Origin of the sequence: Stappia sp. TSB10P1A (assembly GCF_900185725.1) — a bacterium.
In the GTDB taxonomy this organism is placed as follows: Bacteria; Pseudomonadota; Alphaproteobacteria; order Rhizobiales; family Stappiaceae; genus Stappia.
In genome coordinates this window covers 70,562-91,321 of sequence record NZ_FYAU01000016.1, presented here as the reverse complement: position 1 = coordinate 91,321, position 20,760 = coordinate 70,562, and the positions used below count along the sequence as shown (strand labels likewise).

General features: G+C 66.5%; 20 protein-coding genes. 15 read left to right on the top strand and 5 right to left on the bottom strand.

Annotation, left to right across the window (positions count from 1 at the left end; all coding sequences use genetic code 11):
- Window positions 1-127 precede the first annotated feature (127 nt).
- From TSB10P1A_RS05350 to TSB10P1A_RS05340, 3 genes are all read right to left on the bottom strand, one after another.
- Window positions 128-844, bottom strand: a complete 717-nt coding sequence (locus tag TSB10P1A_RS05350) for an HAD family hydrolase (protein WP_186386875.1) — start codon at window positions 842-844, stop codon at window positions 128-130.
- A 2-nt stretch (window positions 845-846) separates the two neighbouring features.
- Window positions 847-1,554 (bottom strand): HAD family hydrolase, encoded by a 708-nt coding sequence (locus TSB10P1A_RS05345; RefSeq protein WP_186386874.1) that lies wholly within the window; start codon window positions 1,552-1,554, stop codon window positions 847-849.
- Between the two features lie 121 nt (window positions 1,555-1,675).
- Window positions 1,676-2,596 (bottom strand): MBL fold metallo-hydrolase, encoded by a 921-nt coding sequence (locus TSB10P1A_RS05340; protein ID WP_186386873.1) that lies wholly within the window; start codon window positions 2,594-2,596, stop codon window positions 1,676-1,678.
- Between the two features lie 345 nt (window positions 2,597-2,941).
- Between TSB10P1A_RS05340 and TSB10P1A_RS05335 the strand changes: the two genes are divergently transcribed.
- The 6 genes from TSB10P1A_RS05335 (at window position 2,942) to TSB10P1A_RS05310 (ending at window position 8,635) form a co-directional block, all read left to right on the top strand.
- Window positions 2,942-4,060: an extracellular solute-binding protein gene (locus TSB10P1A_RS05335; RefSeq protein ID WP_186386872.1), complete on the top strand. Its 1,119-nt coding sequence runs from the start codon at window positions 2,942-2,944 to the stop codon at window positions 4,058-4,060.
- A 91-nt stretch (window positions 4,061-4,151) separates the two neighbouring features.
- Window positions 4,152-5,249, top strand: coding sequence for an ABC transporter ATP-binding protein (locus TSB10P1A_RS05330; protein WP_186386871.1), 1,098 nt, complete (start codon window positions 4,152-4,154; stop codon window positions 5,247-5,249).
- Complete coding sequence (locus TSB10P1A_RS23670; protein ID WP_186386870.1) at window positions 5,242-6,537, top strand: ABC transporter permease; 1,296 nt, start codon at window positions 5,242-5,244, stop codon at window positions 6,535-6,537. Before TSB10P1A_RS05330 ends, TSB10P1A_RS23670 begins: the two co-directional genes overlap by 8 nt.
- Window positions 6,534-7,379 carry an ABC transporter permease gene (locus tag TSB10P1A_RS05320; protein ID WP_186386869.1) on the top strand — a complete coding sequence of 282 codons (846 nt, stop codon included), beginning with the start codon at window positions 6,534-6,536 and terminating at the stop codon, window positions 7,377-7,379. Before TSB10P1A_RS23670 ends, TSB10P1A_RS05320 begins: the two co-directional genes overlap by 4 nt.
- 63 nt (window positions 7,380-7,442) lie before the next feature.
- On the top strand, window positions 7,443-7,928 hold the full coding sequence (locus TSB10P1A_RS05315; protein WP_186386868.1) for an SRPBCC family protein: 486 nt from the start codon (window positions 7,443-7,445) through the stop codon (window positions 7,926-7,928).
- On the top strand, window positions 7,925-8,635 hold the full coding sequence (locus TSB10P1A_RS05310; protein ID WP_186386867.1) for a hypothetical protein: 711 nt from the start codon (window positions 7,925-7,927) through the stop codon (window positions 8,633-8,635). Before TSB10P1A_RS05315 ends, TSB10P1A_RS05310 begins: the two co-directional genes overlap by 4 nt.
- A gap of 5 nt (window positions 8,636-8,640) precedes the next feature.
- On the opposite strand, the gene TSB10P1A_RS05305 is transcribed toward TSB10P1A_RS05310, so the two are convergent.
- Entirely contained in the window at window positions 8,641-9,255 is a 615-nt protein-coding gene (locus tag TSB10P1A_RS05305; protein ID WP_186386866.1) for a tetratricopeptide repeat protein, read from the bottom strand.
- 279 nt (window positions 9,256-9,534) lie between these two features.
- Between TSB10P1A_RS05305 and TSB10P1A_RS05300 the strand changes: the two genes are divergently transcribed.
- From TSB10P1A_RS05300 to phoB, 7 genes are all read left to right on the top strand, one after another.
- A complete protein-coding gene (locus TSB10P1A_RS05300; protein ID WP_186386865.1) occupies window positions 9,535-10,947 on the top strand; it encodes an ATP-binding protein in 1,413 nt (470 codons plus the stop codon).
- 109 nt (window positions 10,948-11,056) lie between these two features.
- A complete protein-coding gene (locus TSB10P1A_RS05295) occupies window positions 11,057-12,088 on the top strand; it encodes a substrate-binding domain-containing protein (protein WP_186386864.1) in 1,032 nt (343 codons plus the stop codon).
- Window positions 12,089-12,171: 83 nt separating this feature from the next.
- Window positions 12,172-13,641, top strand: coding sequence for a phosphate ABC transporter permease subunit PstC (gene pstC, locus TSB10P1A_RS05290; protein ID WP_186386863.1), 1,470 nt, complete (start codon window positions 12,172-12,174; stop codon window positions 13,639-13,641).
- Complete coding sequence (gene pstA, locus TSB10P1A_RS05285; protein WP_186386862.1) at window positions 13,638-14,990, top strand: phosphate ABC transporter permease PstA; 1,353 nt, start codon at window positions 13,638-13,640, stop codon at window positions 14,988-14,990. Before pstC ends, pstA begins: the two co-directional genes overlap by 4 nt.
- A 16-nt stretch (window positions 14,991-15,006) precedes the next feature.
- Window positions 15,007-15,804: a phosphate ABC transporter ATP-binding protein PstB gene (gene pstB, locus TSB10P1A_RS05280; protein WP_186386861.1), complete on the top strand. Its 798-nt coding sequence runs from the start codon at window positions 15,007-15,009 to the stop codon at window positions 15,802-15,804.
- Between the two features lie 91 nt (window positions 15,805-15,895).
- Window positions 15,896-16,606, top strand: a complete 711-nt coding sequence (gene phoU / locus TSB10P1A_RS05275; RefSeq protein ID WP_186386860.1) for a phosphate signaling complex protein PhoU — start codon at window positions 15,896-15,898, stop codon at window positions 16,604-16,606.
- A 133-nt stretch (window positions 16,607-16,739) separates the two neighbouring features.
- Window positions 16,740-17,438: a phosphate regulon transcriptional regulator PhoB gene (gene phoB, locus TSB10P1A_RS05270; protein ID WP_186386859.1), complete on the top strand. Its 699-nt coding sequence runs from the start codon at window positions 16,740-16,742 to the stop codon at window positions 17,436-17,438.
- Between the two features lie 156 nt (window positions 17,439-17,594).
- Here the strand turns inward: phoB and TSB10P1A_RS05265 are convergent, their stop codons facing one another.
- Window positions 17,595-18,137 (bottom strand): GcrA family cell cycle regulator, encoded by a 543-nt coding sequence (locus tag TSB10P1A_RS05265; protein ID WP_186386858.1) that lies wholly within the window; start codon window positions 18,135-18,137, stop codon window positions 17,595-17,597.
- A 488-nt stretch (window positions 18,138-18,625) separates the two neighbouring features.
- Here TSB10P1A_RS05265 and TSB10P1A_RS05260 point away from each other — a divergent pair, with 488 nt between their 5' ends.
- Both TSB10P1A_RS05260 and argF read left to right on the top strand, forming a co-directional pair.
- Entirely contained in the window at window positions 18,626-19,825 is a 1,200-nt protein-coding gene (locus tag TSB10P1A_RS05260; RefSeq protein ID WP_186386857.1) for an aspartate aminotransferase family protein, read from the top strand.
- Window positions 19,825-20,757 carry an ornithine carbamoyltransferase gene (argF, locus tag TSB10P1A_RS05255; RefSeq protein WP_186386856.1) on the top strand — a complete coding sequence of 311 codons (933 nt, stop codon included), beginning with the start codon at window positions 19,825-19,827 and terminating at the stop codon, window positions 20,755-20,757. The genes TSB10P1A_RS05260 and argF overlap by 1 nt, the downstream gene beginning before the upstream one ends.
- The last annotated feature ends 3 nt before the right edge of the window (window positions 20,758-20,760 follow it).

The following is a 20,760-nucleotide window of genomic DNA, read 5'->3' as shown; positions in this document are numbered from 1 at the left end:
CCGCGTTTCGTTCCAACCGCTTACCACGACCGTCGGCGAATGCGAACCTCCTTGCGCCGCCGGGCGTGCCGTGGGCTTGGCAGCGGCGGCCGCAAGGGCCGTCGCACCGACCCGTGGCAGGGGCCGGTCAGGTTCGGGCGAGGAGCGTCTCGATCCAGTCGATCGCCTCGCTCAGCGAGGCGGCGACATGGTCGGCATGCGGCGCCAGCACATCCGCGCCGACGACACCGGTGGTCACGGCGAGCGTGCGCGTTCCTGCGGCCTGGCCGGCATGCATGTCGTGCAGGCTGTCTCCCACCATCACCACCTCCTGCGGCGCAAGGCCGAGCGCCGCACAGAAGCCGGAGACCATGCCCGGCGAGGGCTTTGCCCCGTGGCCGCTGTCGAAGCCGATCACCGCGGCAAAGCGCTGCGTCAGGCCGAGCGCGTCGAGTTGCGCCAGCGCCGAGGCTTCCGCGTCGTTGGTGGCGATGCCGAGCATCAGCCCATGCCCGGCCAGCCGGTCGAGCGCGGGGACAAGGTCGTCGAACGGTGCGAGATGCGGCAGGCTCATCGCCCCGATGCGGGCGTTGATATCCTCTGCCAGCGCCTGCGGATCGGCAAGGCCGAGGATCTCGGCGAAGGCATCGACGATGTCGTCATTGGAGCCGGCGACCAGCACCGAGTCCGGGGCGAAGCGCACGCTGGCAAGGTCGAAGCCGGCGGCCGCGGCCAGCCGCTCCGCTGTCAGCCTGTCGCCGGCCGCAAGCTCGCTCATCAAGGTGTGGAAGGTCGGCGCCCAGGTGTTCTGGAAGTCGATCAGCGTGCCGTCCTTGTCGAACAGCACAGCGCGCACGGTGCCCATGGTCAGGCCGCCCTGCCTAGCGCCACGGGCAGCAGGTCCGACATGCGTTCGATCACGAGATCCGCCTCGTCCACCAGCCGCTCGCGCGGGATTGCACCAGTGGTCACGGCGATGCGCATCATGCCGGCCGCCTTCGCCGCATGCATGTCGTGCAGACTGTCGCCGACCATGGCGATCTCCCCCGGCTCAAGGCCCGTGTGGCGGGCGAAGGCGAGCAATTGGCCGGGCTCGGGCTTCGACCCGTGACCACTGTCGTAGCCGGCGAGGAAGCCGAAGGCGCCCGCGAGGCCGAGCGCCTGCATCTGCTTGCGCGCCGAGGCTTCGGTGCCGTTGGTGGCGATGCCGAGCGGCAGGCCGCTTGCCTTCAGCGTGGTCAGCGTCTCCACCACGCTGTCGAATGGGGTGACCGTGCGGTCGCAATGCTCCAGCAGGATCGTCTCGATGCGCTCCAGCATCGCCTGGGGGTCGGGTTCGCCGATCACCTCGGCCCAGCCGGTGGAATAGTCCTTCGGCGACTGCACCTTGAGGATCGACGGACCGGTGAAGCGGGCCTGCGCCACGTCGAACATGGCGAGGTCTTCCAGCGTTTCCAGCAGGGCCCCGTCGCCGCGCGCCAGATCCTGCAGCACCAGGGCGATCGCGGGGCCCCAGGTCCTGTCGAAGTCGGTCAACGTGCCGTCGCGGTCGAACAATACGGCCTTGATGCGCATGCGGGGGGTCTCGTCCGGTGGAAGGTGTCGGGCGGGCGCCGGCCCGCGTTTCGCCGTCACATGCCATGTTCCCGGCTGCCCGTCAAAGGAGATGGCGCGTGGCACCCGTTTCGGATGTTCGTCAGGCGAGTTCCAGGCGGCTTGCCAGCGTCAAGGTCGGACTTTGGCCGGGCGCCAGGCCGACCAGCCCGCGCTCGATCAGCCATTCGACCTGGGCGAGCACCGACAGCGCCGCCGCCCCGTGCAGCGCGCGGTCGACATCGGCATAGATCCTCGCCACCATCTCCGGGATCGTCCGGTCGCCGGCGGTGAGCCGGTCGAGGATCGCCGTCTCCCGCGCCTGCCGATGGGCGATGAGCCCCGCGATATACTCTGCCGGAGCGGTCACGGCTCCGCCATGCCCCGGCAGATAGACGCTGTCGTCCCGCTGCGAAAGCCGCGCCAGCGAGGCCATGTAGGCGCTCATCGAGCCGTCCGGCGGCGCGACGATCGAGGTCGACCACGCCATGACGTGATCGGCGGAGAAGAGCACGTTGCCGTCGTTGAGCGCAAAGGCGAGATGGTTGGCCGTATGGCCGGGCGTTTCCACCGCGGTCAGGGTCAGGCCGTCAGTGGTGAGGCTGTCGCCATCGCGCAATTCGCGGTCGGGGACGTGGTCGGCATCGGCGCTGGCGTCGAGCGGATTGGTCTCGCCCGGCTGGAGCGCGCGCGCTGCTCGGTGCCGACCGCAGCCGATGATCGGCGCCCCGGTCATCTCCTGCAGCAGCCTTGCGCCGGGGGAATGGTCGACATGGGTGTGCGACACCAGGATGGCGGCGAGCCTGTCCTTGCCGACGGCGTTGAGAAGCAGCCTCGCGTGAGTGGGGTCGACGGGGCCGGGATCGAGCACTGCCACCTCGTCGCGCCCGATAAGGTAGGTATTCGTTCCGTGCCAGGTGAAAGGACCGCGATTGGGCGCGGTCGCGCGTCGCACAGCCGACGATATCTCGACGATTTCGCCATGTCGCGGATCGAAATTCCGGTCGTGTCGCAGGGAAACCATCGCTTTTCAGGCTCCGCTTCTGACTTTCGGATTTGCCTATACGAAAAGGCCGGCAAGCCGCAAGTGGGCCGCTGCTTCGCCATTGCTCCACAGCCGGCTAATCTTTCGGTTGAAAGATCATATCCGCACCAATAACGTCTGCCTTACATGCGAGGGACGCTCTTGCTGGAGATTGCCGCGAGGGGAGGCCGTTCCGGTCCTGTCGCGCCGGCCAGCCGGCGGATGCCGTACCCTTCCGTGTCATACTAACGTTGTCAAACTGACCTATGGCCGAGCGAGCGATGCGGGGAGGAGACCCGCCGATCCGTCGCCGCTCGCAAGACCAATGTAACGGAGAGGTCCGACATGTCCATTTCCCGCCGTTCGGTGCTCAAGGGCTCCGCAGCCGCATCGACCCTGCTTGCCGCCCCGGCCATCCTCAAGGCCGGCGACGCGCTGGCCTCGTCCGGCCAGGTGAACGTCTTCGCCTGGGGCGACTACATCCAGCAGAACATGATCGACAAGTTCCAGGGCGACACCGGCATCAAGGTGAACCTGTCGACCTATGGCTCCAACGACGAGGCGGAGCAGAAGCTGCGCGCCGCCGGCGGCAAGGGCTTCGACGTCATCTTCCCGTCGATCACCAACGGCAACAACTACTATCCGGACGGCCTGCTGCAGCCGCTCGACGAGAGCAAGCTCGAGCTCGACAAGCTGATCCCGTCCATGCTGCGTGACAGCGTCCAGCTCGGCGGCACCTATCGCGGCAAGCGCATGCTGCTGCCGTTCAACTGGGGCACCGAGGCGATCACCCTCGACAGCACCCAGTTCAATGCCGACGACGTGTCCTACGGCACCATGTGGTCGCCGGAAGCCGCCGGCAAGGCCGCCTTCCGCCAGAAGTCGGTGATCATGGGTGTCGGCCTCTATCTCGACGCGATCGGCGAGGTGAAGTCCGACCGCATGCTCGACGTCTACAAGACCGAGGATGAGGCCCGCCGCGTGTGGGATGCCTGCGCCAAGTTCATCATCGAGCGCAAGGCCAACATCGCCGCGTTCTGGAACAATGCCACCGAGGCGACGAACGCCTTCAAGCAGGCCGGCGCCACCATCGGCCAGACCTGGGACACCACCGGTCTCCTGCTGAACCGGGAAGACGCCAAGTGGAAGTACCGCATGCCGAAGGAAGGCGGCATCACCTGGATGGACTCCATGGGCATTCCGTCGGGCTCCGAGAACCTGGAGCAGGCCTACGCCTTCCTCAACGCCATGCTGGACCCGGAGATGGCCGGCCTTCTGGCAGGCAACACCGGCTACAACTCTGCCGTGACCGGCGCTGCCGACTACGCGGGCGACAACTACAAGGCCCAGTTCGCCGACGTCTACAATGCCGAGAACCTGGCCAACCTGTGGTGGTGGCAGGCCGACACGCCGTGGTTCGCCACGCTGCGTGAGGAGTATGTGGACAAGATCACCAACGCCTGAGGCGTTTGGACCCGGCGGATCGCGGCGCGTGCCGCGATCCGCTTTTCTTTCCGGCCGAACGCTGCCGGATCGCGTGCCAGATGAGGGGCAAATGCACGGACAAGACGTCGTCCTTGACGGGGTATCGATGCGCTTCGGCGATTTTACCGCCGTTCAGCCGACCGACCTGACGATCAATGCCGGGGAGTTCTTCTCCATTCTCGGCCCCTCGGGTTGCGGCAAGACCACGATCCTGCGGATGATCTCCGGCTTTCTCGACCCTTCGGCCGGCGACGTGCGCATCGGCGGGACGAGCATGGCCGGCATCCGCCCCAACGCCCGGCCGACCGCGCTGATCTTCCAGAACCTTGCGCTCTTCCCCCTTATGAGCGTGTGGGAGAACGTCGCCTTCGGCCTGGAGGCGCGAGGCGTGCCGAAGAAGGTCCGTCGCCAGCGGGCCGAGGAATTGCTGGCCATGGTCGCGCTCACCGGCCAGGGCGAGAAGAAGCCGACGGAGCTGTCCGGCGGCCAGCGCCAGCGCGTCGCGATTGCCCGTGCGCTGGCGGTCGAGCCGGCGGTGCTGCTGCTCGACGAACCGCTGTCCGCTCTCGATCTCAAGCTGCGCCAGCACATGCGCAGCGAGCTCAAGGACCTGCAGCGCAAGACCGGCGTCACCTTCATCTACATCACCCATGACCAGGGCGAGGCGCTCACCATGTCCGACCGGGTGGCGGTGATGAACCGCGGCGTGGTCGAGCAGGTCGCCTCCTCAGACGAGATCTACAATCAGCCGGGAACGCCCTTCGTCGCCAGCTTCGTCGGGGAACAGAACGTCTTCCGTGGCAAGCTTTCCGGGCTCGACGGCGAGATTGCCCGGGTCGACACGCCGCAGGGCGAGATGCTGGCGCGTCTGCGCGGGCGCGCCGGTGTCGGCGACGAGGTCATGATCTTCGTGCGCCCCGAGCGGGTGGGCCTTGGCGGTACCGGGACCGACGATGCGCCGCGCAACCGACTGCGCGCCACCATCGAGCGCCGCGATCTGGAAGGGCCTTTCGTCAACCTGCATTGCCGTGCCGGCGACGCGCCGGTGACGGTGCATCTGCCGAATTCGGGCGACACGGCCTCTTCGCTGGCATCCGGCGAGACGGATCTTGCCTTCCGGCCCTCGGACGCGATCGTCATGCCGGTGGGGGATCTCGCCCGTGAATAGTCTGGTCAAGAGCTATGGCAAAGGCCTGACCGGGATCTTCCTGGCGCTCACCGCCGTTTGGATCGCCCTGCTGATCGTGCTGCCGCAGGCGCGCATGATCGAGCGCGCCTTCACCTATGTCGACCGGTCGGGCGATGCGGCGACCCTGTCGCTGGAGATCGACCGTGCCTATACCCGCGTCTTCGACATCGACACGGATCTGCGCGATCTGCGGGCCCAGCTTCAGGCTGGACAAGAGGCTGGACAGGCGGCGGGCGGAGCTCCGGCAGGCGGTCTGCCATCGCCGTCGCTGGTTCCCTCGCCATCCCTGACCCCGTCTCCCTCTCTGACGCCCTCACCCTCGCTGACGCCGTCTCCCTCGCTACCCTCGCCCGCGGCGCCGTCACCAGGCGTCGCCCCGAGCCCCTTCGCGCCGCCGCAACAGGCTGCGCTGCCGCTTGAGGAGGTCGAGGGCCGCATTGTCGCGCTGGAGGAGGAGAAGGCCGGCCTGCAGGGGCGCATTGCCGAACTGGAGGCGATCGAGGCCGAGACGACCAAGACGGCTGGCATCAGCGAGAGCTATTCGGCCAAGAACTTCACCAATATGAGCGAGCTGCACTTTCGCATCTTTCTCTCGACGATCTTTTACGCGCTCTGCGTGACGCTGCTCTCCTTCGTCGTGTGCTATCCGGTCGCCTATGCGGCCGCGACGGCGAAAAGCGCCAACAAGGTGGCGCTGATGATGCTCGGCCTCATCATTCCTTACGCGATCAACGAACTGCTGCGGATCTTCTCCTGGGTGATGATCCTGGAGAAGCAGGGCATCCTCAACGGCGTTCTCGATGCCCTCGGCCTGATCGACATGCAGGCGGGAGAGGGCATCCGCTTCGTCGCCTCCAACGGCGCCGTCTTCACCGTGATGGTCTATGCCTATGTGCTCTTCATGGTGTTCCCGATCTACAACACCATCGAAACGCTGGACAAGAACCAGATCGAGGCGGCGCGGGATCTTGGCAGTTCCACCTGGCGCATCCACTGGCGCGTGGTGCTGCCCCATGCCAAGCCCGGCATCGCCGTCGGCGCGATCATGACCTTCATGCTGTCCGCCGGATCGATCGCCGTGCCGGAGATCGTCGGTCGCGGCCTGCATCCGGACTGGTTCGCGCAGGTGATCTACCGCCGCTTCTTCGAGGCGGGCTCGTGGAACGAGGGTGCGGCCTATTCGCTGGCCCTGCTCGTCGCCTGTATCGCCTTCATCCTCGTCAACATGGCCGTCTTCCGCGTCGGCATCAGGGATATCGCGAAATGACGGTCATCACCGCAGAGCAGATCGCAGCGGGTGCCGCCCCGCGCCGGCGCCGGATCCGGGACTGGTCCGACGCGGTGCTCTCCGGCTACCTGCTGCTGTTCTTCGCCTATATGTTCCTGCCGCTGATGTTCATGGTCGCGGCCGCGTTCAACGCCAACCCGACCCCCTCCGTCACCGACTGGCAGGGCTTCACGCTGAAGTGGTTTCAGGCGCTGCCGCGTGACGCCCGGTTCGTGCAAGGACTGCTGCACTCGCTGGCGATCGCCGGCGGCGTCATCGTCATCTCGATTCCGCTCGGCCTTGCCGGCGCGCTGATCCTGACGCGGCTGCAGTCGCGGGCCTCGACCCTGCTCTACACGGTGCTGGTCTCGCCGATCCTCACCCCCGGCATCGTGCTTGGCGCCACCACCATGATCTTCTGGCGCGATGCTTTCGGCATGGAGGCGGGGCTGTTCACTGCGGCCATCGCGCAGGCCGCCTTCATCGCCTCCTATTGCATGCTGATGTTCATGGCGCGCCTGCAGCGGCAGGACCGCGCGCTGGAGGAAGCGGCGCTCGACCTCGGCGCCTCCTCGGTCTTCGTCTTCCGCCGCATCACGCTGCCGTTCCTCATGCCGACGATGCTGACGGCGGCGCTGATCTCCTTCCTGCAGTCGATCGAGAACTACAACACCACCTTCTTCGCGATCGGTTCCAGTTGGACGCTCGTCACCGAGATCGGCGCGCGCATGCGCTTCGGCCTGTCGCCGATGATCAACGTCATCGGCGTGATCTTCGTCGTCATCACCGTCGTATCGGCCACCATCTGGGTTCTGGCGAGGCGTCGCGGCGGCAACGGTTGACGGCCCGGCCGGTCGGCTGCGACCTTCAGGGTCTTCGTTCCGGCGACTGATTCGGGAGCTGACATGTCCGAAACGGACGGTTCCATCGTCTTCGTTCGCACGCTGCCGCTGGCACGCGAGGCGGCCTTCGATCTGCTTGTCGACCGCATCGGCGAGTGGTGGCCCTGGCAGCGCACATTTTCCCGCGATCCGGCGGCCGACCTTTCGATCGAGCCGATGGCGGGCGGTGCCTGCACCGAGCAGACGCCCGGCGGTCCGCGCCGGGTCTGGGGCACGGTCCTGTCGATCGAGCCGCCGCTCTATCTGCGTCTCGCCTGGCAGATTTCGCCGGACGGCGAGCCGGTGGCGGATCCCGCCGCTGCCAGCCGCGTGATGATCGAGTTTCGCCAGGCGGCCGAGGGCACCCGCATCGAACTGACCCATGGCGACTTCCTGCGCCATGGCGAGGCCGGCATCGCCTATCGCGAGGCGATGGCGTCACCCGAAGGCTGGCCCGCCTGTCTCGACGCGCTGGAGGCCGCCGCCCGAAACCGTCCGGCGCGGCGATGAGGCTCTCGTTCCGCTGTCTGCCGGAACTGGTCGGCCATGTGCCGGAGCCGGTGCCGGCGCGCGCCGGCTTTCCCGACTGGCTGAAGGCGGTGCCGTCCGTGGTCGCGAGCGAGTTTCTCGGCGGGGCGCAGGTCCGCACCCTCAAGCACTGTCCGCCGCTGATCGATGCGCTGGCGCTGGGGGTGATGTTCCGCCTGGCCGCCGATCTCCACGTCGCTGACGGCGAGATCTCATGGGACTGGTCGCCCCCCGTCGCGGAAGGGGCGCGCCAGACCCGCTCGCCCATCGGCCTGCATGTGCCGGAACAGGCCACGGGCGTGCCCTTCGGTCTGCCGGACGGGCAATTCGTGGTGAAGTTCACGAATTTCTGGACGGTCGAAGCGCCCGAGGGCGTCTCCCTGCTCTTCACCCATCCGCTCAACCGCGAGGACCTGCCTTTCCGCACTCTTGCCGGTCTTGTCGACTGCGACCGCTACCGGGACGGCTTCGTGCATTTCCCGGCGATCTGGCGCGATACCGGCTTTTCCGGATGCCTGCCTGCCGGCACGCCGGTGGCCCAGGCCTTCCCGATCCGCCGGGAGGCGCTGGACCTCGACATCCGCGCCATGGACCGGAGCGAGCTTGACCGGCACATGCAGGTGCAGGACGGGCTTCAGGATGATCCGGGTCTCTATCGCAAGAGTTTCCGCGCCCCGCGCGACAGGTGAGGGGCTCAGCCGGCTCCCACGTCGCGCGCCCTCCCCGTCAGGGCAAGGCCCGACAGCGGAATTTTGCCGCGTGGTCCCTGGCTCATCGCCTTGAGCAGGCGCGGTCGCTCGGCCGGCAGTTCGGCGAAGAGGGTTCTGAGTTTCGCCGCAGCCTCCGCCCGTCCCTGGCGCAGTCCCGCCTCCGCCAGGCCGATCTCCGCGTCGCGGTCGCCGGGGCGCAGGGCAAGGACCTTGGCGAAGGCCGCTTCCGCCTCGCCGGCCGCGTCGCGGCGCAGGCGCAGCCGGGCAAGGTTCAGCCAGCCGTCGGCATCGTCCGGCGCCTTCTCCAGATAGGCGGAAAAGCCGGCCTCCGCCGCCTCCCGGCGGCCGGCATCCATCGCCGCCGCCGCTCGCTCGAACAGGGCGTTGAGATGGCCGGGAGAGAGCTTCAGCGCCGCGCCGAAGGCATCGTCGGCGGCATCCGGATCGCCGAGCCGGCGCAGGACGAGGCCCAGGTTGTAATGCAGCGAGGCATTGCCCGGATCCGCCCGCACCAGGCGCTTGAGCGCCTTGCGGGCCGTCTCCCAGTCCTGCATCGCCAGTGCCTGGGGCAGCCGTTCAGCCGCCTGAGCCGGGGTCATGGCAAAGCCTCCCTCGCGCATCGCGCCATCCGTCGGCGCGTCTGCCTGCATCCAGGCAGATAGCATTCCTGCCGGTGTCCGTGAAGCGGCCGGCTGCGATTGTTTCCCGTCTTCGATTTCTGGCTTCGATTTCTGGCTTCGGTTTCCGTCTTGGGCCTGTCATATGGGCCATGCTATGGAAGTCCTCCCGCTTTCCCGGCCTTTCCGCTCCGCGTCTGCCGCGCCGCCCCGCGGACGGACAGGCCGTTGGGAAACCCGACAGGATCGACGGCGACAGGAATGAGCGACGACACCACAGAGCGCCCTGCGGCGCGTCCGGGCCTGCGCAGCCGGCTTCGCGAGCGCGTCGCCGAGCAGCGCTGGGTGTTGTTCGCCGTCGTCGCGGTGGCGCTGCTCGCCGTCCTCGTGGCCGGGGTGCCGGCGCTGATGGTCGCCGCCGGGGCGATTCCGGTTCTCCTTGCGGCCCTCATTCCCCCCACCCGCCGCCTGCTCGTCACCCGTCGCCGGAGGGAAGCCCGAGCGCTGACCCCCTGGCCCGAGACCGGCATGAAGCAGCTCGCCGACGCGCTGCCGAACCCGTGCTTCATCGTCGACCGGCGCGGCATCACCCGCTATGTCAACCGCGCTGCAAGGGTGCGCTTCGGCGACCCGCTGCCGGGCGATCCGCTGTCGCTGCGCCTGCGCGTGCCGGTGCTGCTGGAAGCGCTCGACAAGGTCATGGCCGGCGGCCCGGCCCAGCGGATCGAGTGGAGCGAGCGGGTTCCGACGGAAAGCTGGCTCGAGGCCTATGTGACGCCGATCGCCGAGCCGGCGGCGGCGCCCGGCGAGGCGCCGCGTGCCGGCGCCGCCGGTGGAGCCGGGCGCTTCGTTCTCGTCACCTTGCAGGACCTGACCGAGCAACGCCGGCTGGAGCGAATGCGTGCCGACTTCGTCGCCAATGCCAGCCATGAGCTGCGCACACCGCTCGCCTCGCTTACCGGCTTCGTCGAGACGCTGCAGGGCCCGGCGCGCGATGATCCGGTCGCCCGTGATCGGTTCCTCGGCATCATGCTGCAGCAGGGCGACCGCATGCGCCGGCTGATCGACGACCTCCTGTCGCTGTCGCGCATCGAACTGAAGGCCCACCTCCAGCCGGAGACCGTGCTCGACCTCGTTCCCCTGTTGCGCCATGCCTGCGACGCCTTGAAGCCTGTTGCCGATGAGGCCGGCGTCGGTCTCGACATCGAGACGCCGCCGGCACCTTGCCTGGTCCGGGCGGATCGGGACGAACTGATCGAGGTGATCGAGAATCTCGTCGAGAACGCCATCAAGTATGGCGCCAGCGGCAAGCGGGTGGAAATCCGCCTGGTGCCGGTCCCGCCGGCGGGCGGGGAGGCGTCGCGCGGGCCTGGAACCTTTGTCCTCAGCGTGCGCGACTTCGGTCCCGGCATCGCGGCGGAGCACCTGCCGCGCCTGACCGAGCGCTTCTATCGGGTGGATGCGTCGCGTAGCCGGGAAACCAGGGGTACGGGCCTCGGCCTTGCCATCGTCAAGCACATCCTGACCCGGCACAAGGCGCGGCTCGAGATCGACAGCACCCCGGGCGAGGGCGCGACCTTCACCGTTAGGTTTCCTGTCGCAAAAGACGCCGCTTTGACTGTTTTCGAGAAAAAAGACGTTTTAAGTCAAGGTCTTGAATTGTCACAAAAGTGATACCTGATCTTCATATAAGCATCACGGGCCAGGACTAGGGTGCCCTCGACCTCGCGGGAATAAGTCTGCGGGGTAACGTGAGAAATCCTGAAATCCAGGGAGAGGTCAGGTGAACATCAAAGCTCTTCTCAGCGCGACCGCGGTCGCTTCGGTCGCCTTCACTGGCGCCGCCATCGCTCGCGACCAGATCCAGATCGCCGGCTCCTCGACGGTTCTTCCCTACTCCTCGATCGTCGCCGAGGCGTTTGGCGAGAACACCGATTTCCCGACCCCGGTGGTTGAGTCGGGTGGTTCGTCCGCCGGTCTCAAGAAGTTCTGCGACGGTGTCGGCGAGAATACGATCGACATCGCCAATTCTTCGCGTCCGATCCGCGAGGGCGAGATCAAGGCTTGCGCCGACGCCGGCGTGACCGACATCATCGAGGTTCGGATCGGTTACGACGGCATCGTCTTCGCCTCCGACATCAACGGCGCTGATTTCGTCTTCACCCCGACCGACTGGTACAAGGCGCTCGCCGCCGAGGTCGTCGTCGACGGCAAGCTGGTTCCGAACACCGCGACCACCTGGAACCAGGTGAACGACGCGCTGCCGAACCAGCAGATCCAGGCCTTCGTTCCGGGCACCAAGCACGGCACCCGTGAAGTGTTCGAAGAGAAGGTCATGATGCACGGCTGCGAGGACAGCGGCGCGCTGAAGGCCATGGTCGATGGCGGCATGGACAAGAAGGATGCCGCCAAGAAGTGCTTGGTGCTGCGCACCGACGGTCGTTCGGTCGACATCGACGGCGACTACACCGAGACCCTCGCCCGTCTCGATGCCAACAAGGCCGGTATCGGCGTGTTCGGCCTCGCCTTCTATGAGAACAACACCGACAAGCTCAAGGTTGCGACCATGTCGGGCGTGACCCCGTCGACCGAGACCATTGCTTCCGGCGAGTATCCGGTGTCCCGTCCGCTGTTCTTCTACGTCAAGAAGGCCCACATCGGCGTGGTTCCTGGCCTGAAGGAGTTCGCCCAGTTCTTCGTCTCCGACGAACTGGCTGGTCCGGACGGCCCGCTGGCCCAGTACGGCCTGGTTTCCGATCCGGAGCTGGCCAAGGTCCAGGAAGCGGTTGCTGCCGAGACCACGCTCACGCACTGAGCCGGTCGGACTAGCGAAGGGGCGGCGAACAGTCACGGCTGCGCCGCCCCTTTTTTCTTCCCCGAGGTCCGGATTTCAGTCTCATGTCCTTGCCGCTGATTGTTCTTGTGATATTCGCCCTTGCGGCGGCCGGTTTCATCCTGGGACGTGCCCGTGCGATGGCCAGCGCCGGCGGCGACATCCGCCTGCTGCACTCCCTGCCGGGCTACTACGGATGGAACGTCGCGTTGGCCGCGATGATCCCCTCGCTCCTGGTTCTCGTCCTGTGGCTCGCCATCCAGCCCATGGTCATCAACGGCCAGGTCTCGTCGATGATCTCCCCGGACGCGATCAGCAAGAGTTCTCTGAGCCTGGTGATGAGCGACGTGCGCCGCGTTGCCCGCGGCCTCGATACCGCCGTTGCCGCTGGCGCGCTTTCCGCCGAGCAGGCCGATTCGATCCGCACCGAGTTCACCGACGTGCGTGAACGTCTTGGCCGGTTCGGCGTCGCTCTCGGCTCCGCGGTCACGTCCGAGACCTTGCGTGCCGCGCAACGCTATCGCGAACTGTCCGCGACCGGTGATCTCGGTCGAGCCATCGTCGTCATCGGCCTTGCCGTTCTTGGCGCCGCCTTCGCCTGGAGCCGCTCCGGCAAGGACTTCCGGGCGCGCAACTCCGTGGAGCGGGTGGTGCGCTGGATTCTCATCGCCGCCGCCTCCATCGCCATCCTGACGACGCTCGGTATCGTGCTGTCTCTGGTGTTCAACACCTATGAGTTCTTTCGCCTCTATCCGGCAGCCGACTTCTTCTTCGGACTGACCTGGAGCCCGAGCTTCGGCGGCGGGTCGCAACTCGGCATCGTGCCGCTGATCTGGGCGACCCTCTACATCTCCCTGATCGCGCTGGCGGTGTCCGTGCCGATCGGCCTGTTCGCCGCGGTCTATCTCTCCGAATATGCCAGCCCGGCCGTGCGCGCAGTGGCCAAGCCGCTGCTTGAGGTGCTCGCCGGCATTCCGACCATCGTCTACGGTCTGTTCGCGCTTCTCACCGTCGGACCGCTGCTGGTCAGCTTCTTCGGAAACGGTGGCCTGCTTGGTGTTAACTGGATGGCGGGCGGCACTGCGGTCATAACCGCCGGACTGGTTATGGGCATCATGCTCATTCCCTTCGTCAGCTCGCTGTCGGACGACATCATCAACGCCGTACCGCAGGCCATGCGCGACGGCTCCCTCGGTCTCGGCGCCACCCATTCGGAGACAGTCAAGCAGGTGATCCTGCCGGCGGCTCTGCCGGGCATCGTCGGAGCCATCCTGCTGGCGGCCTCGCGGGCGATCGGCGAGACCATGATCGTGGTGCTCGGCGCCGGTGCCGCCGCCAAGCTCAGCCTTAATCCCTTCGAGGCGATGACCACCGTCACCGCCAAGATCGTCAGCCAGCTCACCGGCGACGCCGACTTCGCCTCGCCCGAGGCGCTGGTCGCCTTCTCGCTCGGTATGACCCTGTTCGTGGTCACCTTGGGGCTGAACATCTTCGCGCTCTACATCGTGCGCAAATATCGGGAGCAGTACGAATGACCGAGACGGCCACGACCTATCCCTCGGGCAAGGAGACCGGGCAGGCTGTCCGCCGGAAAACCTCGCTGCTCAAGACGGACGCCTTAACCCGCCGCCGCAACGCCGCCGAGACCCGGTTCAAGATCTATGGCGTCGTTGCCATTCTGATCGGCCTGTTCTTCCTGGTGGCGCTGCTCTACGCGATTTTCAGCAACGGCCTCACCGCCTTCAACCAGACCTTTGTCTCCATTCCGGTGACGCTGGACCGGGAAGCGGTGGAAAAGGCCGAGGCCTCGGTCGTGAAGACATCGGGGTACAACGCAATGATCGATGCGGCGCTCGTCGCCGAACTCGATCGTGCGGGCATCGCCACTGACATGCGCCCCGCCGATCTGCGCAAGATGCTTTCGTCCGGCGCCGCTGCGCAGATCCGCAGCTTCGTCCTCGCCAATCCCGGCCGGGTCGGTCAGACGGTGACATTCGACCTGCTGGCTTCGTCCCGTGTCGATGGCTATCTCAAGGGTCGCGTCACCCGTGAGGCGCTGGTCAATGATCGGAACCTCGATGCGGCCCATCTCGACCTGGTCGATGAAATGCAGACCAAGGGCATTGTCGAGAAGCGGTTCAACATGGACTTCATCACCGGGTCGGATGCTTCCGACTCCCGGCCCGAGCAGGCGGGCATCGGTGTGTCTATGCTCGGCTCGCTCTACATGATGCTGGTGGTGCTGTTCCTGTCGCTACCGATCGGAGTCGCCGCCTCGATTTACCTTGAGGAGTTCGCTCCCAAGAACCGCTTCACCGACCTGATCGAGGTCAACATCTCCAACCTTGCAGCGGTGCCGTCCATCGTCTTCGGCATCCTCGGCCTTGCGGCTTTCATCCAGTTTGCCCATCTGCCGCAGTCCGCTCCCATCGTCGGCGGCCTGGTGCTGACGCTGATGACCCTGCCGACCATCATCATCTCGACCCGCGCCTCGCTGAAGGCCGTACCGCCGTCGATCCGCGATGCCGCACTCGGCGTCGGCGCCTCGAAGATGCAGTCGGTGTTCCACCATGTCCTGCCGCTGGCAATGCCCGGTATCTTGACCGGTACGATCATCGGCCTTGCCCAGGCGCTCGGCGAAACCGCGCCGCTGCTGCTCATCGGCATGGTCGGCTTCATCGCCTCCAACTATCCGAGCGGCATCGCCTCCGGCTTCTTCGATCCGAACTCGGCAATGCCTGCGCAGATCTACGAATGGGCCAAACGGGCCGACCCTGCCTTCTACGAGAGAGCATGGGGCGGCATCATCGTCCTCCTGTTCTTCCTGATGACCATGAACATCGTCGCGATCATCCTGCGCCGTCGTTTCGAACGCCGCTGGTAAGGGGGCTTTCTGAGCCATGAACCAATTGACCAATCCCGAGAAAGTCGCCGCCATGAATGACGCCAAGATTGAAGCCGAGAAGGTTCAGGTCTTCTATGGCGATACCCACGCCATCAAGGATGTCACCATCCGCATCGAGGAAAAGACCGTGACGGCCTTCATCGGCCCGTCGGGTTGCGGCAAGTCCACCTTCCTTCGCTGCCTCAACCGGATGAACGACACGATCGACATCTGCCGTGTCGAGGGGCAGATCCTGATCGACGGCGAGGACATCTACGACCCCAAGGTCGATCCGGTGCAGTTGCGCGCCAAAGTCGGCATGGTGTTCCAGAAGCCGAACCCGTTCCCCAAGTCGATCTTCGACAACATCGCCTACGGTCCGCGCATTCACGGGCTTGCCCGCAACAAGGCGGCGCTGGAGGAGATCGTAGCCTCCAGCCTGCAGAAGGCCGGCCTGTGGAACGAGGTGAAGGACCGTCTCGACGAGCCGGGCACCGGCCTGTCCGGCGGCCAGCAGCAGCGCCTGTGCATTGCCCGCGCCATCGCGGTCAGCCCCGAGGTCATCCTGATGGACGAGCCCTGTTCGGCGCTCGATCCCATCGCCACCGCCAAGGTGGAGGAACTGATCGACGAGTTGCGCGAGAACTACACGATCGTCATCGTCACCCACTCCATGCAGCAGGCCGCCCGCGTGTCGCAGCGCACGGCCTTCTTCCACCTCGGCAATCTCGTCGAGGAAGGGGCGACGAAAGACATTTTCACAAATCCCGTGGACAAGCGCACCCAGGACTACATCACCGGCCGCTTCGGCTAATCTGGATCTGGTCGAGAACGGGCGGGAGGCTGCGTCCTATGCGGCGCACCCCGCCGGGTGGGGCGACCGCCGCCCCGGATGGAGACGAGACATGAGCGAACATACCGTATCCTCCTTCGACGAGGAACTGAAGGAGATCGCCGGCCGCGTGTCGGAGATGGGCGGCCTTGCCGAGGTCATGCTGAGCGATGCCGTGTCGGCGCTGGTGCGCATGGACAAGGACCTCGCCCGCCGGGTCATCGGCCAGGACAAGCGGGTCGACGTCCTGCAGTTCGAGATCGAGGAGCAGGCGATCCTGATCATCGCCCGCCGCCAGCCGGTGGCCAGCGACCTGCGCGACGTCATCTCGGCGATGCGCATCTCCAACGACCTGGAGCGCGTTGGCGATCTTGCCAAGAACATCGCCAAGCGTGTCATCGCCATCGAGGGAACCTTCGATTCCAAGAAGTTCGCCCTCGGCGTCGAGCACATGACCGAACTGGCCCAGGCGCAGTTGAAGGACGTGCTGGACGCCTATGCCAGCCGCGACAGCGAGGCGGCGGCCGCGGTGCGCGACCGTGACGACGAGGTCGACGCGCTCTACACCTCGATCTTCCGCGAACTCCTCACCTATATGATGGAGGATCCGCGCCAGATTTCGGTCTGCGCCCATCTGCTGTTCTGCGCCAAGAACATCGAGCGGATCGGCGATCACGCCACCAACATCGCCGAGAACGTCATCTACATGTCGACTGGCGTTCTGCCGACCGACGAGCGCCAGAAGGTCGACGAGACCGGCGTCGAAACCGACATCGTGCCCTGACGCGGCTGCGATCGAGACTTGCGCGGGCGATCGGATCGCCCGCTGCTGCTGACAACGAAAGCCGGCAAGGCGGTGCGAGTGAAAAGCCGCACCAAGGCCTTCCGGCCGGGTCGATAGGACAAGGGTAAACATCATGCCGAAGGTCCTGATAGTGGAGGACGAAGAGCCTCTCATCATGATGCTGCGCTACAATCTCGAGGCCGAGGGCTACACGGTCGAGACCTGCATGCGCGGCGACGAGGCCGACCTGCTGCTGCGCGAAAGCCAGCCGGACCTGCTGCTTCTCGACTGGATGTTGCCGGGCCTGTCCGGCATCGAACTGTGCCGCCGTCTGCGCTCGCGCGCCGAGACCGAGCGCCTGCCGGTGATCATGCTCACCGCCCGCGGCGAGGAGCAGGAGCGCATCCGGGGCCTTGCCACCGGCGCCGACGACTATGTGGTCAAGCCGTTCTCGATCCCCGAGCTGATGGCGCGGGTGCGCGCCATGCTGCGCCGGGCAAAGCCCGAGGTCGTGTCCTCGCTGCTGCGCGCCGGTGATCTGGAACTCGACCGCGAGACCCACCGGGTGCGCCGCTCCGGCCGCGAGGTTCATCTCGGCCCGACCGAGTTCCGACTGCTCGAATTCCTGATGACCTCGCCCGGCCGCGTCTTCTCGCGCGAACAACTGCTCGACGGGGTCTGGGGCCACGATGTCTATGTCGACGAGCGGACGGTCGACGTCCATGTCGGCCGCCTGCGCAAGGCGATCAATCGCGGCAAGGTGCAGGACCCGATCCGCACCGTGCGTGGTGCCGGCTACGCCTTCAACGACCAGTTCGCCGTCGCCTCCTGAGGCGGCCACCGATATGGAAGGAGCCGGAGTGCCTGGCACGGCGCTCCGGCGATCCCCGTCGCGGACGCTCCACCGATGCAGACGCGAAAAGGCCCGCCGCGGAAACCGCTGGCGGGCCTTTCTCGTCAGAGCCGCCCCCTGGAGGGGGACGCTGTCTCAGCCGTTGGCGACGTTGCGGTCGCGGCGGCGATCGCTCGCCGGCTGGTAGGCGATGCGGCAGTGATAGGGGCAGTAGGGCACGCCCGGGTTCGACGGGTGGCCGCAGAAGTAGAAGTCTTCCTTGGTGGGGTCGCCGATCGGCCATTTGCAGGTCCGCTCGGTCAGCGTCAGGATCGTTGCCCGCTTGGCGATCGGCACCAGTTCGGCGACGGGCTTGGCTTCCGGCGCGGGGGCGGCCACCGGCGCGGCCTCGATCTTCAGCGCGGTGGCGCCGATGGTCTGCGGTGCGGACGGGGCGCCGCCGCCCTGCTGCTGCGCCGCCGACGCGGCCGCCTCCTCGGCGCCGCTCCGGGCCGGCTTGCTGCGCGCCTTCTGGGCGGCCGCCGGCGCCTTGGCGCGGCCTGACAGGCCGAGGCGATGCACCTTGCCGATCACCGCATTGCGGGTGACGCCGCCGAGCTCCGCTGCGATCTGGCTGGCGCTCAGTCCATCGGTCCAGAGCTTCTTGAGAAGGTCGACGCGTTCGCTTGTCCAGGACATGCGCTCAACTCCGTGTTGGATCGGGCCCCGACATCTGGTTAATAAAAGGTTATCGGCACACCGTAAGGGGCGCCCCGCTCATCGCCGGATTTTGAGGCTATTGTGAGTCGGATACACGAGATGTCGTATTTCTTGACTGGGAAGCTACAATATGCCGGCTTTCCGGTTCAAGGTGAGGGGGCGATTCACCTGGGGATTGATCCGGTTTTCCCCAGAAAAGGCCGCTTTCGGCCGCGTTGCGGGTGCGCATGCCGCCCGCCAATTCCGTTGACTTTTCCGCGTCCGCGCGGTGTATAACGGGGCTTCCTCGCCGTGCCGCCTCTCGTGGGCGGCATAATTGCTTTCGGGAGCGCCGTCCGCATCCTTCGCAGCCCTTTGCGGCAGCGGGAGGGCAGCGGTTCGCAAGGCATCGCGCGGGGCTCGGGGCGGGTTCGCCCGCCAAGGCATCTCGCCGGTCGATGGGACCGGTCAATGGGAGCAGGAAGGACATGGAAGGCTCATCTCTCTATCAGACCTACAGCCGCGCGAACCTGGAGTTCGTGCGTGGCGAGGGTGTGTGGCTGGAGACTTCCGATGGCCGACGCTTTCTCGATTGCGCCGCCGGCATTGCCGTCAACTCGCTCGGCCATTCCCATCCCGGTCTCGTCAAGGCGTTGAAGGACCAGGCCGACAAGCTCTGGCACGTGTCCAACGTCTATGCCATCGAGGGCCAGGAGACGTTCGCGCGCAAGCTGACGCAGGCGACCTTCGCCGACCGCGTGTTCTGCACCAATTCCGGCGCCGAGGCGCTGGAATGCGCGATCAAGACGGCGCGGCGCTACTTCTATGCGAAGGGCGAGCCGGAGCGGATCGACATCATCACCTTCGAGGGCGCCTTCCATGGCCGCACGCTGGCGACCATCGCCGCCGGCGGCCAGGAGAAGTATCTGGAAGGCTTCGGCCCCAAGGCGCCGGGCTTCATCCAGGTGCCGTTCGGCGACCATGAGGCGCTGCTCGCCGCCATCGGCGACACCACCGCCGGCCTGTTGATCGAACCGATCCAGGGCGAGGGCGGCGTACGTCCCGTGCCGACCGAGTACCTGCGCGAGATGCGCCGCCTGTGCGACGAGCACGGCATCCTGCTGATCCTCGACGAGGTGCAGACCGGCGTCGGGCGTACCGGCAAGCTCTTTGCCCATGAATGGGCCGGCATCACGCCGGACATCATGGCGGTTGCCAAGGGCATCGGCGGCGGGTTCCCGCTCGGCGCCTGCCTTGCGACCGAGGAAGCGGCCTCCGGCATGAAGCCGGGCACCCACGGCACCACCTATGGCGGCAATCCGCTGGCCATGGCCGTGGGCAATGCGGTGCTCGACGTGGTGCTGGCCGACGGCTTCCTTGAGAGCGTGCAGAAGAAGGGCCTGCTGCTGAAGCAGAAGCTGGCTGCCGTTGTCGACGGCCATCCGGCGATCTTCGAGGAGATCCGTGGCAAGGGCCTCATGCTCGGCCTCAAGTGCCGGGTCACCAATACCGAGTTGCTGTCGCATTTCCGCGAGGCCGGCGTTCTGGCCGTGGGCGCGGGCGACAATGTCCTGCGCATCATGCCGCCGCTGACCATCACCGAGGCGGAGATCGAGGAGGCGGTGGCCCGCATCGACCGGGCCGCCGGCGCCATGGAAGCCGGGCTCGAACGGGGAGCGGCAGAGTGATGACCATCCAGCCGCGCCACTTCCTCGACCTCACCGACGTCGACGCCAGCGAGCTGCGCTTCATCCTCGACGGCAGCCGCCGCATCAAGCAGGCGCGCGGTCCCGTGCGTGTGTCCGGCGGCGGGCCGCTCGCCGGCCGCGTGCTGGCCATGGTGTTCGAGCAGCCCTCGACCCGCACCCGCATCTCCTTCGATGTCGGCATGCGCGAGCTTGGCGGCGAGACGTTGATGCTCACCGGCGCAGAGATGCAGCTCGGCCGCGGCGAGACGATCGCCGACACCGCGCGCGTGCTGTCGCGCTATGTCGACGCCATCATGATCCGCATCCTTGACCATGATGCGCTGACGGAACTCGCCGAATACGCCACCGTCCCGGTGATCAACGGCCTGACCAAGCGCACCCATCCCTGCCAGATCATGGCGGACGTGCTGACCTTCGAGGAGAAGAAGGGCAAGATCGCCGGGCGCAGCGTCGCCTGGACCGGCGACAGCAACAACGTTCTGGCCTCCTGGGTGCATGCGGCGACGAAGCTCGACTTCGCCCTCAACATCGCCACCCCGTCGGAGCTGGCGCCGCCGGCCGACCTCATCGCCGCCGCCCGCAAGGCGGGAGCAGAGATCCGCATCACCGACGATCCGTTCGAGGCGGTGAAGGGTGTCGACTGCGTCGTCACCGACTGCTGGGTCTCCATGGGCGACGACGACGGCGATCGCCACAATCTGCTGCGCCCCTACCAGGTCAACGAGCGTCTGATGGCGGAAGCCGACCGGGACGCCATTTTCATGCATTGCCTGCCTGCCCATCGCGGCGAGGAGGTGACGTCGCAGGTGATGGACGGCCCGCAGTCCGTCGTCTTCGACGAGGCGGAAAACCGGCTCCATGCACAAAAGGGCATCCTCGCCTGGTGTCTTGGGGCCCTGCAGAACGCATAGGAC

Bases quoted from the DNA above. Each gene is read 5' to 3' on its own strand.
- TSB10P1A_RS05350 (WP_186386875.1), bottom strand. From the start codon at position 844: ATGGGCACCGTGCGCGCTGTGCTGTTCGACAAGGACGGCACGCTGATC.
- pstA (WP_186386862.1), top strand. From the start codon at position 13,638: ATGACCGAGACGGCCACGACCTATCCCTCGGGCAAGGAGACCGGGCAG.
- TSB10P1A_RS05265 (WP_186386858.1), bottom strand. From the start codon at position 18,137: ATGTCCTGGACAAGCGAACGCGTCGACCTTCTCAAGAAGCTCTGGACC.
- TSB10P1A_RS05305 (WP_186386866.1), bottom strand. From the start codon at position 9,255: ATGACCCCGGCTCAGGCGGCTGAACGGCTGCCCCAGGCACTGGCGATG.
- argF (WP_186386856.1), top strand. From the start codon at position 19,825: ATGACCATCCAGCCGCGCCACTTCCTCGACCTCACCGACGTCGACGCC.
- TSB10P1A_RS05300 (WP_186386865.1), top strand. From the start codon at position 9,535: ATGAGCGACGACACCACAGAGCGCCCTGCGGCGCGTCCGGGCCTGCGC.
- pstB (WP_186386861.1), top strand. From the start codon at position 15,007: ATGAACCAATTGACCAATCCCGAGAAAGTCGCCGCCATGAATGACGCC.
- TSB10P1A_RS05310 (WP_186386867.1), top strand. From the start codon at position 7,925: ATGAGGCTCTCGTTCCGCTGTCTGCCGGAACTGGTCGGCCATGTGCCG.
- TSB10P1A_RS05315 (WP_186386868.1), top strand. From the start codon at position 7,443: ATGTCCGAAACGGACGGTTCCATCGTCTTCGTTCGCACGCTGCCGCTG.
- TSB10P1A_RS05330 (WP_186386871.1), top strand. From the start codon at position 4,152: ATGCACGGACAAGACGTCGTCCTTGACGGGGTATCGATGCGCTTCGGC.
- TSB10P1A_RS05335 (WP_186386872.1), top strand. From the start codon at position 2,942: ATGTCCATTTCCCGCCGTTCGGTGCTCAAGGGCTCCGCAGCCGCATCG.
- TSB10P1A_RS05345 (WP_186386874.1), bottom strand. From the start codon at position 1,554: ATGCGCATCAAGGCCGTATTGTTCGACCGCGACGGCACGTTGACCGAC.
- TSB10P1A_RS05260 (WP_186386857.1), top strand. From the start codon at position 18,626: ATGGAAGGCTCATCTCTCTATCAGACCTACAGCCGCGCGAACCTGGAG.
- pstC (WP_186386863.1), top strand. From the start codon at position 12,172: ATGTCCTTGCCGCTGATTGTTCTTGTGATATTCGCCCTTGCGGCGGCC.
- TSB10P1A_RS05320 (WP_186386869.1), top strand. From the start codon at position 6,534: ATGACGGTCATCACCGCAGAGCAGATCGCAGCGGGTGCCGCCCCGCGC.
- TSB10P1A_RS05340 (WP_186386873.1), bottom strand. From the start codon at position 2,596: ATGGTTTCCCTGCGACACGACCGGAATTTCGATCCGCGACATGGCGAA.
- phoU (WP_186386860.1), top strand. From the start codon at position 15,896: ATGAGCGAACATACCGTATCCTCCTTCGACGAGGAACTGAAGGAGATC.
- phoB (WP_186386859.1), top strand. From the start codon at position 16,740: ATGCCGAAGGTCCTGATAGTGGAGGACGAAGAGCCTCTCATCATGATG.